This is a genomic window from Cellulosimicrobium sp. 72-3 (genome assembly GCF_013127315.1).
Taxonomy (GTDB): domain Bacteria; phylum Actinomycetota; class Actinomycetes; order Actinomycetales; family Cellulomonadaceae; genus Cellulosimicrobium; species Cellulosimicrobium funkei.
In genome coordinates this window covers 1,393,232-1,409,934 of the sequence record NZ_CP053419.1, presented here as the reverse complement: position 1 = coordinate 1,409,934, position 16,703 = coordinate 1,393,232, and the positions used below count along the sequence as shown (strand labels likewise).

Below are 16,703 nucleotides of genomic sequence, written 5' to 3'. Positions count from 1 at the left end.
GACCGGTCGGGCCACGACGCACAGATGGGGTTGAATACTGCCGTGACTTCCTTTGACAACGCTGTCACGTCCGACGTGTCGACGCTCTCCTACGAGCAGGCGCGCGACGAGCTCGTGCAGGTCGTCGCCCGGCTGGAGGCCGGGGGCGAGCCGCTCGAGGACTCGCTCGCGCTCTGGGAGCGCGGCGAGGCGCTCGCCGCGCGCTGCCAGGAGTGGCTCGACGGCGCGCGCGCCCGCCTCGACGCCGCGCGCTCGCAGGACGACGCGACGGCACGCGGCACGACCGACCCCGACGACCCGACCGGAGACGACGCATGAGCACGAGCACGGACCCCGCCCAGCCCGCCGCCGCGGCGCCCACCGAGCACGTCCTCGTCGTCGGCGAGGCGCTCGTCGACGTCGTGCACCGCGCGGACGGCAGCGTCGCGGAGCACCCCGGGGGCAGCCTCGCGAACGTCGCGCTCACGCTCGGGCGGCTCGGGCGGGACGCCCGGCTCGCCACGTGGCTCGGGCAGGACGCGCACGGCGAGGCGGTGCGGGCATGGCTCGACGACTCCGCCGTGACCCTCACGCCCGGCAGCACCGACGCCCCCACGACGAGCGTCGCCACCGCGCACCTCGACGCGCACGGGGCGGCCACGTACGAGTTCGACCTGGAGTGGTGCGTCCCCGCGGGCACGGCTCCCGACGCCGGCACGCTCGCCGTGCACACGGGCTCCATCGCCGCCGTGCTGGAGCCCGGCGCGTCCGACGTCCGCGCGCTCGTCGCCGCGGCGCGCGACACCGCGACGATCACCTACGACCCCAACGCCCGGCCCGCCCTCATGGGCGACCCCGCCGACGCGCGCACCCGCATCGAGGCGCTCGTCGCGCTCGCCGACGTGGTCAAGGTGAGCGACGAGGACGTGGCGTGGCTCGTGCCGGGCGCGAACCCGGTCGCCGTCGCGCGCAAGTGGCTCGCGCTCGGGCCGGCGCTCGTCGTCGTGACGTTCGGCGGCGAGGGCGCGGTCGCCGTCACCGCGACGGGCGAGCAGCGCGTCACGGCCCCACGCGTCGAGGTCGTCGACACCGTCGGCGCGGGCGACTCGTTCATGGGCGCGCTCCTCGACGGGCTGTGGGAGGCCGGCCTGCTCGGCGCGGACCGGCGCGAGGCGCTGCGTGCGATCGACGCCACCGTGCTCGGCGACGTGCTGCGCCGCTGCGTCGCGGTCGCCGCCGTCACCGTCTCGCGCGCCGGGGCCAACCCGCCGCGACGCGCGGAGCTCGCCCTCGGCTGAGCCCGACCACGGCTCCGAGGCCGCGCCCACGAGCCCGCCCAGAGCCCGGCCACGGGCCTGAGCACAAGTCGGCCGCCCGGGCACGAGCCCGGGCGGCCGAGACCTGCGTCAGACCTGCGCGTCCTGCTTCTGCGCCCGCTCCAGGGAGCGCTTGCGGTCCTCGACGTTCTCCTGCTCGATGCGCTCGGCCTCCGCGGTGTCGCGCGTGAGGTTCTCGCTCGTCTCCGGGTCGAAGATCATCATCTTCGTCGGGTCGAACCACAGGTCGGTCACGTCGCCGTCGCGCGCACGCGACGCCGAGTCGAGCGCCACGACGAACTGCGTGCGCACGCCCTCGCCGTCGAGCTCGCGGTCCAGCTCGTCGAGCTGCCCCTTCACGGACTCGTGCATCTCGAACGGGACGTAGGCGTAGAGCTCCGCGCCGAGCCACTCGGTGACGTCGATCTGCGCCTCGAACGTGTGGCCCCGGTCCTTCTTCGCCGGGTCGACGAGCCGCGCGTCCTCGAAGTGCTCGGGCCGCAGGCCGACGATCACCAGGCCCCGGTCGCCGACGGCCGTCGCGATGCTCTCCGGCATGTCGAACTCGCCGAACGGCAGCGTGATCTTCCCGCCCGAGACCTCGCCGGGCAGGAAGTTCATGGGCGGCGTGCCGATGAAGCCCGCGACGAACAGGTTGACCGGCTGCTCGTAGAGGCCGCGCGGGCTCGCGACCTGCTGGAGCACGCCGCGGCGCAGGACGGCGACGCGGTCACCGAGCGTCATGGCCTCGGTCTGGTCGTGGGTGACGTAGACGGTCGTCGTGCCGAGCCGGCGCTGCAGGCGCGCGATCTCGGTGCGGGTCTGCCCGCGCAGCTTGGCGTCGAGGTTCGACAGCGGCTCGTCGAACAGGAACGCCTTCGCGTCGCGCACGATCGCCCGGCCCATCGCGACGCGCTGCCGCTGACCGCCCGAGAGGTTCGCGGGCTTGCGGTCGAGGTGCTCGCGCAGGTCGAGCATGTCGGCCGCGCGCTCGACCTTCTCCCGGATCTCCTCCTCGCTGTGCTTGCCCTTCGCGAGGCGCAGCGGGAACGCGATGTTCTCCGCGACCGTGAGGTGCGGGTAGAGCGCGTAGTTCTGGAACACCATCGCGAGGTCGCGCTCGCGCGGCGCCTTCTCGTTGACGCGCACGCCGTCGATCTCGAGCTCGCCCGCCGTGATGTCCTCGAGCCCCACGATCATGCGCAGGACCGTCGACTTCCCCGAGCCGGACGGCCCGACGAGGATGACGAACTCGCCGTCCGCGATGTCGAGGTTGACGTTGTCCACGGCGAGGAAGCCGTCGCCGTAGCGCTTGACGATGTCCTTGAGGGTGATCGACGCCATCAGCTCTCTCCTCGGGTTCGGCGTGCGGCACGGTGCCCGGCGGACCGGGAGGGCGTGCGGTGGTGGACGGGGCGGGCCGGGGACGCGGTGCTCATCCCTTCACCGCCCCCTGGGTCAGGCCCGAGACGATCTGGCGCTGGAACAGCACGACGAGGATGACCACGGGGATGGTCACGACGACCGCGGCCGCGGAGATCGCGCCCGTCGGCTCCTCGAAGTACGACGCCCCGGTGAAGAACGCGAGCGCCGCCGGGACCGGTCGGGCCGCGCTCGTCGACGTGAGCGAGATGCCGTAGACGAAGTCGTTCCACGCGATGAAGAACGCGATGAGCGCGGTGGTGAACACGCCCGGCGCGGCGAGCGGGACGATCGCCTTGCGGAACGCCTGCCACGGCGTCGCGCCGTCGACCTGCGCGGCCTGCTCGAGCTCCCACGGGATCTGGCGGAAGAACGCCGCGAGCGTCCAGATGGAGATCGGGAGGGTGAGCGACAGGTACGGGATGATCAGGCCGAGCCAGGTGTCGTAGAGGCCGATGTTGCGCCAGAGGTTGAACAGCGGCGTGACGATCGACACGACGGGGAAGATCGACACGCCGAGCGCCGTGGTGAGGATGAGGCGCTTGCCCGGGAAGTCGAGGCGCGCGATCGCGTAGGCGCAGAGCGTGGCGAGCACGACGGCGATGACCGTCGCGATGAGCGAGATGCCGATCGAGTTGCGCAGCGCGGACAGGAACAGCTCCTGCGCGGACCCGCCGGACGCGAGGATCTGCTCGTAGTTGGCGGTGCTCCACTGCGGCGGCAGGAACGTCCCGGAGTTGATGTCGCTAGGCCCCTTGAAGCTCGTCATGAAGATCGACAGCACGGGGAACAGCGCCCCGACGAGCACGACGACCGTGATGACGGCCCACCAGATCTTGGCCTTGGTGCTGAGGACGCTGCCCATCACTTCTCCCCCCTCGCGCCGGCGAGATCCACCTTGAAGAGCTTGATCGCGATGAAGCAGATGAGCACGACGCACAGGAAGAGCAGCACCGAGATCGCCGAGCCCATGCCGATCTGGAGCTGGCCGATCGACGTGCGGTAGGCCAGCAGCGACAGCACCTCGGTGCCGTTCGCGCCGTTCGTCATGATGAAGACGTTGTCGAAGATGCGGAACGCGTCGAGCGCGCGGAACAGGACGGCCACCATGATCGCGGCCTTCATGTTCGGCACGATGACGCGGGTGAACCGCTGCCACGCGGTCGCGCCGTCGACCTTCGCGGCCTCCTCCAGGTCGCCCGGCACCTGCGCGAGGCCGGCGAGGAGCAGGAGCGAGATGAACGGGGTCGTCTTCCAGACCTCGGACGCGATGATGACGAACAGGCTCGTGCCCTGCTGCGCGAACCAGTTGAGGTCGGGCCCGACGCCCGGCACCCAGTCGAACCAGTGGTTGACGTACCCGGACGTGATGTCGAACGCGTAGAACCACGCGAACGCCGAGACGACCGTGATGATGCCGTAGGGCACGAGGATCGCGGTGCGCAGGAGCCCGCGCAGGCGCTTGATCGCGCGGTGCATGACGAGCGCGAGGGCGAAGCCCAGGATCAGCTCGATCACGACCGTGACGACCGTGATGAAGAGCGTGACCCCGAGGTCCCGCCACCACACGGAGTCCGTGAGGATCACGACGTAGTTGTTGAGCCCGACGAACGACCGGTCGTCCGGCGCGGTGAGCTTGTAGTTGAAGAGCGAGTCGTAGACGGCCTGGAGGATCGGGTACAGCGTCACGGCGAGCATGACGACGAACGCCGGCCCGGCGAGGTACCAGCCGAGGCGGGCCTCGGCCCGCGAGCGGTCGCTGCGTGCGGCCTTGGCGGCGGCGTCCGGCGCGCCGCGCGACCCCGACCGGGGAGCGGCCGCGCCGCGCGGCGGGGCGTCGTCGGTCGCCGTCGACGGCGTGGTGGCGTGCCGGCCGCGGGGTGCGGGCTCGGTCGGGGGTCCGGCGTTCACAGGAGTCGCTCCCCTCGCAGGACGGCGGTGATGAACTCGGTGGACTCCTGCGGCGTCGTGTCGGGGTCGACCGACGCGGGCGGGTACCACGTCTGCTGGAGGCCCGTGGAGACCTCGTTGTAGAACGGCGTCTGGGGCCGCGGCGCCGCCTGGTCGAGCGAGTCGCGGATGACGTCGTACATCGGGAACGCCTTCTGGACGTCCGGGTCGTCGTAGGCCTTGATGCTCGCGGCCGGGTTGCCGTTGGTGACGAAGTACTCGGCCTGGTTCTCGGGGCTCACGATGCACTGGGCCGCCTCGTAGGCGAGGTCGGTGTGCTTGCCGAACGCGCCGATGCCGAGCGAGATGCCGCCGTAGGGCGGACGGGCGTCCTCGCCCTCCGTCGTGCGCGGGTACAGCGCCCAGCCGATGTCGTCGAGGAGCGCCTGGTCGAGCGACCCGGCCTCGACGGCGCTCTGGGTGGACGACCAGACGAACGGCCAGTTCACCATGAACGACCCGCGGTCCCCCTGGAACTTGGTGAGCGACGCCGGCTCGTCCTCGCTCGGCAGGCCCGGCCCACCGACGCCCGAGGTGCCGATGCCCCCGATGATCTCTGCGGCGGCCTTGCCCGCGTCCGTGTCGAGGCCGAGCTTCACCTCGTCGGCCGGGGCCTCGGGGTTGTCGATGATGTGGCCGCCCGCGCCCTCGACGAGCGCGTTGATCCACACCGTGAGCGACTCGGCCTTGGCGCCCTGGACGGCCAGGAGCTTGTCCTGGTCCTGGGCCGCCTGCATGATCTGCTCCCACGTGACGGGCTGCGACATGTCGAGCCCGGCGGCCTCGGCCACGGACTTGCGGTACCAGAGGAGCTGCGTGTTCGCCCAGAACGGGATGGCGACCAGCTCGTCCTTCCACGTCGAGGCGTCGATCGCGCCCTGCACCACGTCCTGCGTCGTCGCCTGCGCGACGTCGTCGGGCACGGGCGCCAGGAAGTCCGCCTCGGCGAACTCGGCGATGAACACCGGGTCGAGGCTCATGATGTCGATCGACGAGTCCTTCGCCGCGAGGCGGCGGGCGAGCTGCTCGCGCTGCGACGCGGCGTCGCGCGGCAGCAGCTCGGTCGTGATGCGGTACGCGCCCCCGGCGGCCTCGGTGCAGGCCGCCGCGATGTCGGCCTGGCCCCCGTTGTCCGGGTTGATGTACCACGTGAGCTCCGGCGTCCCGTCGTCGCCCGGGCCGCACGCGGCGAGCGGCGCCACGAGCCCCGCGGCGACCAGGACGGCGAGCGCTCGGGTGCGTCGGCGCACGTCAGCTCCCCTCGGTCGCGCTTCCCCGAGTACCGGGGGTGTCACCCTCCATGGATACCGCCCCCCGGCGCGGCCCGCCATGCGAACGGGCACGCGGAGCACGCCCCGACCTGCGCGATGATGGGAGCCATGACCTCTCCCGCCCCCGCACAGCCGGTCCGTTCGCTCACCCCCGCCGAGGCGTGGGCGACGCTGCGGACCGGGAACGACCGCTTCGTCGCCGACGCCCCGCTGCACCCGTCGCAGGGCGCGGACCGACGACGCGAGACGTCGGCCGCGCAGCACCCGCACACGGTCCTGTTCGGCTGCTCCGACTCCCGCGTCGCGGCGGAGATCATCTTCGACCAGGGCCTGGGCGACATGTTCGTCGTCCGCACGGCGGGGCACGTGGTGGACACCACGGTGCTCGGCTCGATCGAGTACGGCGTCGAGGTGCTGTCCGCGCCGCTCGTCGTGGTGCTCGGGCACGACTCGTGCGGTGCCGTGGGCGCGGCGGTCGAGACCCTGCGGACGGGCGCGCAGGCGAACGGGTTCGTCCGGGCCGTCGTCGACCGCGTCATCCCCTCCGTGGCGAAGATCACGGGCGCCGGGAACGGCACGCTGGAGAACCTCGACCCCGCCGTGCTGCGCCGCGAGCACGTGCGCAACACGGTCGACATGCTGCACTCCTACTCGGCCGGCCTCGCCGCGGCCGTCGCCGAGGGCCGCTGCGCGATCGTCGGCGTCGAGTACGACTTCGCCGAGGGCCGCGCGCACCTGGTCGACGTCGTGGGCGACGTCGGCGAGCAGCCCCGCGCCGACGCCTGACCCCACGGCCCGGGCTGCGCGGCTGCCCCGGCGCGCTCGTCGCCGGGGCAGCGCCCGCCGACCCGTGCACGACCCTCCCCGCAGCCCGCGTGACCTCGCTCACGCGGGTTGCGGGGGCCGGCGCGCGGTGCGGCAGGATGGCCCCATGACTGCATCTCCCGAGGCTCCCGGCGCCGCCGCCGGGACGGCCGCACCGACGACCGAGTACCGCATCGAGCACGACACCATGGGCGAGGTGCGCGTGCCCGCGCAGGCCCTCTACCGCGCGCAGACGCAGCGCGCGGTGGAGAACTTCCCCATCTCCGGCACCCCCCTCGAGCGCGGCCACATCGAGGCGCTCGCCCGCGTGAAGAAGGCCGCGGCCCGCGCGAACGCGGAGCTCGGCGTGCTCGACGAGGACGTCGCCGCCGCCATCGTCGCCGCGGCCGACGAGGTCGCGTCGGGCGCGCACGACGCGCACTTCCCGGTGGACGTCTACCAGACGGGGTCCGGGACGTCGTCGAACATGAACACGAACGAGGTCCTCGCGACGCTCGCGACGCGCTCGCTCGGGCGCGACGTGCACCCGAACGACCACGTCAACGCGTCGCAGTCCTCGAACGACGTGTTCCCCACGTCGGTCCACGTCGCCGCGACGGCCGGGGTCGTGCGCGACCTGGTCCCCGCGCTGGGCCACCTCGCCGAGGCACTCGAGGCGAAGTCCGCCGCGTTCGCGACGGTCGTGAAGTCGGGCCGCACGCACCTCATGGACGCCACGCCCGTGACGCTCGGCCAGGAGTTCGGCGGGTACGCCGCCGCGATCCGCTACGGCGTCGAGCGCCTGGAGTCGGCGCTCCCCCGCGCCGCCGAGGTCCCGCTCGGCGGCACCGCCGTCGGCACCGGCATCAACACGCCCGCCGGGTTCCCCCAGCGCGTCATCGCGCTGCTGGTCGAGGACACGGGCCTGCCCCTCACGGAGGCGCGCGACCACTTCGAGGCGCAGTCCTCGCGCGACGGCCTCGTCGAGCTCTCGGGCGCGCTGCGCACGATCGCCGTCTCGCTCACCAAGATCTGCAACGACCTGCGCTGGATGGGCTCGGGCCCGAACACGGGTCTCGGCGAGATCTTCATCCCGGACCTGCAGCCGGGCAGCTCGATCATGCCGGGCAAGGTCAACCCCGTCGTGCCCGAGGCCGTGCTCATGGTCGCCGCGCGCGTGATCGGCAACGACGCGACCGTCGCGTGGGCCGGCGCGTCGGGCTCGTTCGAGCTCAACGTGCAGATCCCCGTGATCGCGCAGGGCGTCCTCGAGTCGATCCGCCTCCTCGCGAACGCGTCGCGCGTCCTCGCGGACAAGACCGTCGCGGGCATCACGGCGAACGTCGAGCGCGCCCTCGCGCTGGCCGAGTCGTCGCCGTCGATCGTCACGCCGCTCAACCGCGTCATCGGCTACGAGGCGGCGGCGAAGGTCGCGAAGCACTCCGTCAAGGAAGGCCTCACGGTCCGCCAGGCCGTGATCGACCTGGGCTTCGTCGAGCGCGGCGAGGTCACCGAGGCGCAGCTCGACGAGGCGCTCGACGTCCTGTCGATGACGCGCCCGCCGCAGGCCTGAGCGTCCGCGACCCGGGTCCACGGAGGCCGGGCGGAGCGGGACGACCCGCTCCGCCCGGCCTTCGTCGTCCCCGGGTCGTGTGGGAGGACGTCAGTAGTCGACGGGGTCGAGGCGGCGCAGCACGACGGCGAGCAGGCGCGCGAGCTCGGCGCGCTCGGCCTCGTCGAGGTCGACGAGCGCCGCGCGCTCGCGGTCGAGCTGCTGCGGGAAGACCTCGTCGACGAGCGCCGTCCCGGCGTCGGTGAGCGCGACGAGGACGCCGCGCCGGTCGCGCTCCGCGACGGTGCGCTCGACGAGTCCGGCGCGCTCGAGCCGGTCGAGGCGCTTGGTGATCGACGCGCCGGGGGCGCCGGTCATCGTCGTGACCTCGCCCGCCCGCAGCGGCCGCCCGGCGCGGCGCAGCGCCGCGAGCACGTCGAACTCCGCGCGCGAGACGTCGTGCCGTGCCGCGGAGCGCTCCAGCGCCGCCTCGAGCAGCGCCGCGACGCGACGCAGCCGCGCCCCGACCGCCGACGTCGCGGTGTCGAGGTCCGGCCGCTGCTCAGCCCACTCCGCGCGCACGCGGTCGACGTAGTCCACGGACCCAGGATAGGGCGGGCCTCACACTCTTTCACTGGTGAAACACCGAGGAATCACCGCTAGGCTGGTTCGTCGATGCCCCTCTCCTCCCCCGCCCGCCCGGCACTCGCGCCCGTGCGCGCCGCCGCCCAGGACGTCCTCGACCCCGCCCACCTCCGCGACGCCCTGCGCGTGAGCCCCGCCGACGCGACGGTCGCCGCCGCGCTGCGCTGCGGCGCCGCGGTCGCGCTCGCGATCGCCGTCCCGGGCCTGCTCGGGCGCCCCGACCTCACGGCGTTCGCGTCGCTCGGCGCGCTCACGTCGCTCTACGGGCGGTACGACCCGTACCGGCGTCGGGCCACGCTCCTCGCGACCGTCGGCACGCTCATGACCGGTACGATCGCGGCCTTCACGCTCCTCGCCGCGACGGGCACGCCCGCGCTCGTCACGACCGCCGCCGTCGCGCTCCTCGCCGCCGGGGCCACGGCCTTCTGCCTCCTCGTCCGCACGGGCCCGCCCGGCGCGACGATCGTCGTCTTCGCCGCGGGCGCGGGCCTCGCGGGCGCGCCGACGCTCGCCGACGTCGCCCCGCGCGCGCTCGCGGCCGCGTTCGGCGCGCTCCTCGCGGGGCTCGTGTGCACGGCCGGCGTGCTCGTCCGCCCGACGGCGCCCGCGCGCCTCGCCGTCCGCCGCGCCGCCGACGCCGTGCGCGCCACCGAACGACCCGGGGCCCCGCAGAGCGCCGCGCTGGCCGCCCGGGGCGCCGTCGCCCGGGCGCGCGACGTCCTCGCGGACGACGCGTCCTGGTGGCGGACGCGGCCCGCCGTCCCCGCGCTCGCCGCGGAGCTCGACGCCGTCGAGGAGGCGCTCGACGCGACCGGCGTGCCGCGCGGCGACAACGGCCCGGCGGTCCGCACGACCCTGCGCGCCCAGGCACGGTCCCGGGCCGCAGGACCCTGGCGGCTCCCGACCGTGCGCGTCGGCGTCGCCGGGCTCGTCGCCGGTGCGGTCGCCGCCGTCGCCGGCCTCGGGCACGCGGCGTGGGCGACCATGGGCTCGACCGCGGTGCTCCAGGGCGAGTCGACGCGCCACGCCGTCGTGCGGGCGCTGCAGCGCGGGGCCGGCACGGTCGCGGGCGCGCTCCTCGCCTGGCCGCTGCTCGCCGCGCCGCTCGGGTTCTGGGGGACGGCCGCCGTCGTCGTCGTGCTCCAGACCGTCACCGAGACGATCGTGGGGCGCCACTACGGGCTCGCGATGCTCACCATCACGCCCATGGCGCTGCTCATGACCTCGCTCGCGCACCCCGCCGACCCGTCGGCGCTCGCGCTCGACCGCGCGCTCGACACGGTCCTGGGCGCCGTCGTCGGCGTCCTCGCGGTGGTCCTCGTCCACCCGCGGACCCGCCTCCGCGCGAGCGAGACCCCCGGTCCGCCGAGGTAGAGGCCTGGCACCGCGAGGTAGAGGCCTGGTCATGACCAGACCTCTACCTCGGCGGCGGGTCAGACCTCGATCGACTCCAGCATCTCCGTGACGAGCGCCGCCACGGGCGACCGCTCGGAGCGCGTGAGCGTGACGTGCGCGAACAGCGGGTGGCCCTTGAGCGCCTCGATGACCGCGGCGACGCCGTCGTGCCGGCCCACGCGCAGGTTGTCGCGCTGCGCGACGTCGTGTGTGAGGACGACACGCGACGACTGCCCGATGCGGGACAGCACCGTGAGCAGGACGTTGCGCTCGAGCGACTGCGCCTCGTCGACGATGACGAACGCGTCGTGCAGCGAGCGCCCGCGGATGTGCGTGAGCGGGAGCACCTCGAGCATCTCGCGGTCGATGACCTCGTCGAGCACCTGCGGCGAGACGAGCGCCCCGAGGGTGTCGTAGACGGCCTGCGCCCACGGGTTCATCTTCTCGGCCTCGGAGCCGGGCAGGTAGCCGAGCTCCTGGCCCCCGACGGCGTAGAGCGGCCGGAACACCATGACCTTGCGGTGCTGCCGGCGCTCCATAACGGCCTCCAGCCCCGCGCACAGCGCGAGCGCCGACTTGCCCGTCCCGGCCCGCCCGCCGAGCGAGACGATCCCGACGCTCTCGTCGAGCAGCAGGTCGATCGCGACGCGCTGCTCCGCGGAGCGCCCGTGCAGCCCGAACACCTCCCGGTCGCCCCGCACGAGCTGGACGTGCTTGTCCGCGGTGACGCGCCCGAGGGCGGACCCTCGCGGCGAGTGCACGACGAGACCGGTGTGGCAGTGCAGGGGGCCGGCCGCCTCCACGACCTCCGGGTCCAGGCTCGTGAGCTCGACCGACTCGTGCTCCCAGAGCGCCGCCGCCTCCGCGTCGGTGAACGAGATCTCGCCCATCCCCGTCCAGCCCGAGTCCACGGCGAGCTCGTGCCGGTACTCCTCGGCGCGCAGGCCCACGGCCGACGCCTTGACCCGCATCGGCAGGTCCTTGGACACCACCGTGACGTCGTGGCCCTCCGCCGCGAGGTTCGCGGCGACGGAGAGGATCCGGGTGTCGTTGTCCCCCAGCCGGAACCCGGCCGGCAGCACGCCCGGGTCGGTGTGGTTGAGCTCCACGCGCAGCGTCCCGCCGCCGTCGCCGACCGGGATCGGGGCGTCGAGCCGGCCGTGCTTGACCCGCAGGTCGTCGAGCATGCGCAGCGCGCTGCGCGCGAAGTACCCGAGCTCGGCGTGGTGGCGCTTGGCCTCCAGCTCGGTGATGACGACGACCGGGAGGACCACGTCGTGCTCGGCGAACCGCCCGATGGCGCGCGGGTCGCTCAGCAGGACCGACGTGTCGACGACGAACGTGCGGCGCGCGCCGTCCGGTGCGTCGTCCTGCGGTGTGGGTGAGGTACCGGGGGTGGGTGAGGAATGGACCACGAGGGCTCCCCTCCGGCGCACGCGCGCCGTTCTCTCTCTGGGCGAGGCGGGCGACCGGCCGTCGGGCCGTGGGTGCCACGGCTCAGCAGCGCCGGTGCCGGCCCTCCTGAGCGGAGCGTGAACCCCATCGGCTGGCCTCCCGGAGGACGGCGAAGGTGCCGTCCGTCTCCTCGAAACTACGCCCGTGTGATTCGGGTCACCACCCCCGACACGCCTCCGCGCGAGGTTTAACCCACCGTTCACGCGGAGGCCGCACCCGCGGGCCGCGCGAGATCGACCCGAGCGTCCGAGACCGGCCCTCCGGGGGCCGGCGTCGTGACGGTCGGGTCGATCCCGGACAGGTCAGTGCTCGACGTGCTTCGGCGCCATCGCGATCGCGGCGACGAACCCGAGCACGAGCACCACGGCCGTGACCGCGAGCGTCTGCCCGACGGCGGTCGCGAAGCCCTGGTGGAACGCGGTGGTCGCGGCGTCCGTGACCTGGCGCGCGACGTCGTCGGGCACGCCCGGCGGGAGGTCGAACGACCCGCCCTGGCCCCCCTGGAGCGACCCCGCGTTCGCGAACCCGTCGACGAACTGCTGGCGGAACTGCTCGGGGAGCGAGGCCGCCGCGTCCCGCGCGGCCGCCGGGAGGGTCACCGCGAGGCGCGCGGTGAGCGTCGCGACGATCGCGGCCGACCCGATCACGCCGCCCACCTGGCGCGTCGTGTTGAAGGCGCCCGCGCCCGCCCCGGCGGTGCGGTGGTCGAGGCCCGACGTCGCGAGGTTCGCGAGCGGCGAGAAGACGCACCCGGTGCCGATGCCGAACAGCGTCATGGGGAGCACGATCGTCACCACCGACACGCCCGGCCCGACGACCGCCGCGAGCCAGCCGATCGCGACCGCGAGGACGCCGAACCCCGTCGCGACGACCCACTTCGCGGGCACGCGGTCGGACAGGCGGCCGGCGAGCGGCGCGACGATCCCCGACACGAGCGAGCCCGGCAGGTTCACGAGCGCGGCGTGCAGGGGCGACAGCCCGAGGATCGACTGGAGGAAGATCGTCAGCGGGAAGAAGATGCCGATCATCGCGAACGACACGGACATGCCCGCGACGTTCGCGAGCGAGAAGTTGCGCGAGCGGAAGAGCCGCAGCGGCAGCAGCGCGTCGTCGCCGAGCCGGCGCTGCCACAGCACGAACGCGGCCAGCACGAGCAGGCCGACGCCGATCACGCCCCACACCGTGACCGGCCCGGTGATCGTGCCCCAGTCGTACGTCTGGCCCTCCTGGAGCCCGAAGACGACCGCGAAGAGCCCGACGACGGACAGCACGATGCCGACCACGTCGAACGAGCGCTTGTTCGTCGCGAGCCGCGGGAGCCGCACCAGGGCGAGCCAGAGCGCGACGACCCCGACCGGGACGTTGACGAAGAAGATCCACTCCCAGCCCCACGACTCGACGAACAGCCCGCCGAGCAGCGGGCCGGCGATCGTCGCGACGCCCGCCGTCGCGCCCCACAGGCCCATGGCCGCTCCGCGCTGCCGCGGCGGGAACACGCGCGTGATCATGGCCATCGTCTGCGGGGTCATGAGCGCCGCGCCGACGCCCTGGACCACGCGAGCGGCGATGAGCATCCCGATCGAGCCCGAGAGCCCGCACCACGCGGACGCGAGCGTGAACACCGCCAGGCCGACGACGAACACCGGCTTGGGCCCGTACCGGTCGCCCAGGCGACCCGCGAGCAGGAGCAGCACCGCGTACGAGAGCAGGTAGGCGCTGTTGACCCAGCCGACCGCGACCAGCGACGCGTCGAGCTCACGCTGGAGCGTGGGGACCGCGATGTTCACGATCGTGGTGTCGACCATGATCATGAAGAAGCCGAGGATGAGCGGCGGCAGGATGCTCCAGGCGCTGCGGCCGTGGAGGTCGACGAGGGGCACGACGCGCGCGCCGGCCTCGGCGGGTGCCGGGGCCGGGCCGGTGCCCGGGGCGGGAGTGGTCACGAGGACTCCTGAGGTGAGGTCGTGCGGGAGTGGCGGAACGCGGGTCCGGGCTCCTCGGTCCAGCTCAGCGCGCCGGACGTGACGTCCGCGACGGTCGCGTCGAGCCAGGCGATCTCGGCCCGGGTCTGGTGGAGCTCGAAGTGGGCGTCGAGCAGGTAGCGGCGGGGCAGGCCGCGGGCGACCACGTCGTCGAGGCGCTCGCGCACCCCGTCGATCGCGGCCGCGAGCGCCGCGCGACGCTCGCGGAGCAGCGCGAGGGCGTCCTCGCGCGGGAGGTCGTGCACGAGCGCGAGCCCGACCGGGAAGGCGGGGTACTCGCGCGGCGTCTCGCGGACGAGGTCGCGCGTGCGGGCGTCGTGCGCGGCGACGCCGGCCGGGGTGATGGCATAGAGCGTCCGCTCGGGCCGGTTGCCGTCCCGGTCGACGCCCGCGCGCTCGACGAGGCCGTCCCGCTCGAGGCGGTCCACCGCGTGGTAGACGGCGCCGGGGTTGAGCCGCACGAGGCGGTCGTCGCGCCGCTTGCGCAGGCGCACGAGCATCTCGTACGGGTGCATGGGCTGCTCGAGCAGCACGGCGAGCACGAGGGTCGCCGTGGGGCTGAGGCGCGGGGAGGTCACGGTGGTCTCCGGGACGGGGTGGCGGGGTAGCAGGCCGGCGGGTGGGGAGCTCGCCCCCGGCTGGAATATTCCGGTTGGAATATACGCCTCCCGCTCGACCGGTGTCGACCGCCGGGCTCCATGCGGGCGGAGGTCACGCGCGCGGAGATCGCGCGCGCGGAGATCGCGCGCGCGGGTCGCGGGCGCGCGGTCGCGCGGGTGCGACGGCGCGCGTAGGTTCACGAGCCATGAGCGCCCCCGAGCTCCTCGATCTCGACGCCACCGCGCTCGCCGGTGCCCTGCGCGCCGGCGACGTCTCTCCCGTCGAGGTCCTCGACGCGACGCTCGACGCCGCCGCCGGGGTCGGTGCCGCCGTCGGCGCCTTCACCGTGCTGACCCCGGACCTGGCGCGCACGCAGGCCCTCGCCGCGCAGGACGCGCTCGTGGCGGCGCGGCGCGACGGCCGGGCCGGTCCCCACGACGGCCTCCCGCCGTTCCTCGGCGTCCCCTGCCCCGTCAAGGACCTCACGATGGTCGAGGGCGTGCCGATGCGCGCAGGCTCGGCCGCGATCGACCCGTTCCCCGCCCCGTACGACGACGGCGTCGTGACGCTCCTGCGGCGCACCGGCACGGTGATGGTCGGCAAGACCTCGACCCCGGAGCTCGGCCTCCCCTGCTACACGGAGCCCGACGTCGGCCCGACAGCCCGCACCCCGTGGGACCTCGCGCGGTCGGCGGGCGGGTCGAGCGGGGGCGCGGCCGCTGCGGTCGCGGCGCGCGTCGTCCCCGTCGCGCACGGGAGCGACGGCGGCGGCTCGCTGCGCATCCCCGCGAGCGCGTGCGGGCTCGTCGGGCTCAAGCCGTCGCGCGGGCTCGTGAGCCCGGGCCCGTACGGGGTCGACGGCGCGGGGCTCGCGACGCACGGCGTCCTCACCCGGTCGGTCCGCGACACCGCCGCGTTCCTCGACGTGCTCGCGCGCCCCTGGCCCGGCGACACCTTCACCGCGCGGCTCGGCGCCCCGCCGGACGGGCGGCGGCTCCGCGTCGGGCTGCTGCTGGAGCCCGTGATCGCCGCCGGCGCCCCCGTGCACCCTGCGTGCGCCGACGCCGCCCGCGCGGCGGCGGAGCTCCTCGTCCGGCTCGGGCACGACGTCGTCGAGATCCCGCCCCCGTTCGGGGCCGAGCGCTGGGACGCGTTCGCGGCGCTGTGGTCCGTCGGGGCGCTCCAGGCACCCGTCCCGCCGGAGCGCGAGCACCTGCTCGTGCCGCTCACGCGGTGGCTGCGCGAGCGCGGGCGCGCGGTGAGCGGGCTCGCGTACGCGACGGCGCTCGCGGGGGTGCAGCAGCTCACGCGCGAGGTCGCCGCCGCGTGGTCGGGCGTCGACGTCGTGCTCTCCCCCACGCTCGCGCAGCCGCCCGCGCTCGTCGGCAGCCAGCGCGTCGACGACGACCCGGCCGCCGACTTCGCGGCGCAGACGGCGTTCACGCCCTGGACGAGCCTCTGGAACCTCACGGGGCGGCCCGCGGTCTCCCTCCCGCTCGGCGAGGCGCGCGTCACCGACCCCGACGGGTCTGCGGCGACCGTCCCCGTCGGGGTCATGCTCGGCGCGGACCACGGGGACGACGCCCTGCTGCTGGCCCTCGCGGCGCGCCTCGAGGAGGCCGCGCCGTGGTCCCACCGTCGCCCGGGGACGTCGTCGTGACGGCGTACGCCTGCCTGCTCTTCGCCGTGAACGTGGGCGGGCGGAAGGTCCCGTCGACCGCGCTGCGGGACCTCGCGGGCGAGCTCGGCCTCGCGCACGCCCGCACGGTCGTGAACAGCGGGAACCTCGTCGTCGGGCCGGGGTCGTCCGGTGCGTCGTCGCCCGCGGACGTCGCGCGCCTCCTGCACGACGGCGTCGCCGAGCGGTTCGGCGTCGACGCCGCCGTGGCCGTGCTCACGACCGAGCGCCTCCGGAAGATCGTGCGCGGGAACCCGCTGCCCGACGACGCCGCCGACCGCCCGGCCGGGCTGCTGGTCCACGTGGGCGAGGAGCCGGTCGACCCGGACGCCGCCGCCGCGCTCGGGCCGCGCCTGACGACCGAGCGCGCCGTCGTCGCGAACGGCGTCCTCTACGTCGCCTACCCCGACGGCGTCGGTCGGTCGAGGCTGACGGCGGCCGTCCTCGCGAAGGCGGCCGGGACCCCGGTGACGGGCCGGAACTGGAGAACGACGACGCGTCTCCTCGCGCTCGCCGAGGACACCCCGCCCTGACGCGCGCGGCGGGACGAGCGCCAGGAGACTGGACCGCGAGCCGGACACGTCGACCGCGAGGGGTGCGCCGCCCCGTAGAATCGTGGGCGGTGTGCCGGGAAGTCTGGTCGGCCACGGTCCG

15 protein-coding genes are annotated in these 16,703 nt (G+C 74.4%); 7 read left to right on the top strand and 8 right to left on the bottom strand.

Annotated features, from left to right (window positions below):
- Nucleotides 1-24: 24 nt before the first annotated feature.
- Together HKK73_RS06305 and HKK73_RS06300 are read left to right on the top strand one after the other, a co-directional pair.
- Nucleotides 25-318, top strand: coding sequence for an exodeoxyribonuclease VII small subunit (locus HKK73_RS06305; RefSeq protein WP_051028398.1), 294 nt, complete (start codon nucleotides 25-27; stop codon nucleotides 316-318).
- Nucleotides 315-1,277: a carbohydrate kinase gene (locus tag HKK73_RS06300; protein WP_171467658.1), complete on the top strand. Its 963-nt coding sequence runs from the start codon at nucleotides 315-317 to the stop codon at nucleotides 1,275-1,277. Before HKK73_RS06305 ends, HKK73_RS06300 begins: the two co-directional genes overlap by 4 nt.
- 108 nt (nucleotides 1,278-1,385) lie before the next feature.
- Here HKK73_RS06300 and HKK73_RS06295 read toward each other — a convergent pair whose 3' ends face one another.
- The 4 genes from HKK73_RS06295 to HKK73_RS06280 all read right to left on the bottom strand — a co-directional run bounded on the left by HKK73_RS06295 (nucleotide 1,386) and on the right by HKK73_RS06280 (nucleotide 5,917).
- On the bottom strand, nucleotides 1,386-2,639 hold the full coding sequence (locus HKK73_RS06295) for an ABC transporter ATP-binding protein (protein ID WP_021482413.1): 1,254 nt from the start codon (nucleotides 2,637-2,639) through the stop codon (nucleotides 1,386-1,388).
- A gap of 91 nt (nucleotides 2,640-2,730) precedes the next feature.
- The gene (locus HKK73_RS06290) at nucleotides 2,731-3,582 is read right to left on the bottom strand and encodes a carbohydrate ABC transporter permease (RefSeq protein ID WP_034651432.1); all 852 of its coding nucleotides are present in this window, start codon (nucleotides 3,580-3,582) and stop codon (nucleotides 2,731-2,733) included.
- Nucleotides 3,582-4,628 (bottom strand): carbohydrate ABC transporter permease, encoded by a 1,047-nt coding sequence (locus HKK73_RS06285; protein ID WP_085388276.1) that lies wholly within the window; start codon nucleotides 4,626-4,628, stop codon nucleotides 3,582-3,584. Before HKK73_RS06285 ends, HKK73_RS06290 begins: the two co-directional genes overlap by 1 nt.
- A complete protein-coding gene (locus HKK73_RS06280) occupies nucleotides 4,625-5,917 on the bottom strand; it encodes an extracellular solute-binding protein (protein WP_043659768.1) in 1,293 nt (430 codons plus the stop codon). Before HKK73_RS06280 ends, HKK73_RS06285 begins: the two co-directional genes overlap by 4 nt.
- A gap of 129 nt (nucleotides 5,918-6,046) precedes the next feature.
- On the opposite strand from HKK73_RS06280, the gene HKK73_RS06275 reads away from it, so the two are divergent.
- Together HKK73_RS06275 and HKK73_RS06270 are read left to right on the top strand one after the other, a co-directional pair.
- On the top strand, nucleotides 6,047-6,724 hold the full coding sequence (locus tag HKK73_RS06275; protein ID WP_043659766.1) for a carbonic anhydrase: 678 nt from the start codon (nucleotides 6,047-6,049) through the stop codon (nucleotides 6,722-6,724).
- A gap of 145 nt (nucleotides 6,725-6,869) precedes the next feature.
- Nucleotides 6,870-8,315 carry a class II fumarate hydratase gene (locus HKK73_RS06270; protein ID WP_171467657.1) on the top strand — a complete coding sequence of 482 codons (1,446 nt, stop codon included), beginning with the start codon at nucleotides 6,870-6,872 and terminating at the stop codon, nucleotides 8,313-8,315.
- Between the two features lie 90 nt (nucleotides 8,316-8,405).
- Here HKK73_RS06270 and HKK73_RS06265 read toward each other — a convergent pair whose 3' ends face one another.
- On the bottom strand, nucleotides 8,406-8,894 hold the full coding sequence (locus HKK73_RS06265) for a MarR family winged helix-turn-helix transcriptional regulator (protein WP_061267618.1): 489 nt from the start codon (nucleotides 8,892-8,894) through the stop codon (nucleotides 8,406-8,408).
- Between the two features lie 75 nt (nucleotides 8,895-8,969).
- Here HKK73_RS06265 and HKK73_RS06260 point away from each other — a divergent pair, with 75 nt between their 5' ends.
- Nucleotides 8,970-10,313, top strand: coding sequence for an FUSC family protein (locus tag HKK73_RS06260; protein ID WP_171467656.1), 1,344 nt, complete (start codon nucleotides 8,970-8,972; stop codon nucleotides 10,311-10,313).
- A 59-nt stretch (nucleotides 10,314-10,372) separates the two neighbouring features.
- Here HKK73_RS06260 and HKK73_RS06255 read toward each other — a convergent pair whose 3' ends face one another.
- The 3 genes from HKK73_RS06255 to HKK73_RS06245 all read right to left on the bottom strand — a co-directional run bounded on the left by HKK73_RS06255 (nucleotide 10,373) and on the right by HKK73_RS06245 (nucleotide 14,349).
- The gene (locus tag HKK73_RS06255) at nucleotides 10,373-11,749 is read right to left on the bottom strand and encodes a PhoH family protein (protein WP_085388281.1); all 1,377 of its coding nucleotides are present in this window, start codon (nucleotides 11,747-11,749) and stop codon (nucleotides 10,373-10,375) included.
- A 342-nt stretch (nucleotides 11,750-12,091) separates the two neighbouring features.
- The gene (locus HKK73_RS06250; RefSeq protein ID WP_171467655.1) at nucleotides 12,092-13,732 is read right to left on the bottom strand and encodes a DHA2 family efflux MFS transporter permease subunit; all 1,641 of its coding nucleotides are present in this window, start codon (nucleotides 13,730-13,732) and stop codon (nucleotides 12,092-12,094) included.
- On the bottom strand, nucleotides 13,729-14,349 hold the full coding sequence (locus HKK73_RS06245) for a PadR family transcriptional regulator (RefSeq protein WP_051028208.1): 621 nt from the start codon (nucleotides 14,347-14,349) through the stop codon (nucleotides 13,729-13,731). Before HKK73_RS06245 ends, HKK73_RS06250 begins: the two co-directional genes overlap by 4 nt.
- 227 nt (nucleotides 14,350-14,576) lie before the next feature.
- Here HKK73_RS06245 and HKK73_RS06240 point away from each other — a divergent pair, with 227 nt between their 5' ends.
- Nucleotides 14,577-16,031, top strand: coding sequence for an amidase (locus tag HKK73_RS06240; protein WP_171467654.1), 1,455 nt, complete (start codon nucleotides 14,577-14,579; stop codon nucleotides 16,029-16,031).
- Nucleotides 16,028-16,582, top strand: a complete 555-nt coding sequence (locus tag HKK73_RS06235; protein ID WP_043655497.1) for a DUF1697 domain-containing protein — start codon at nucleotides 16,028-16,030, stop codon at nucleotides 16,580-16,582. The genes HKK73_RS06240 and HKK73_RS06235 overlap by 4 nt, the downstream gene beginning before the upstream one ends.
- Nucleotides 16,583-16,703: the final 121 nt, after the last annotated feature.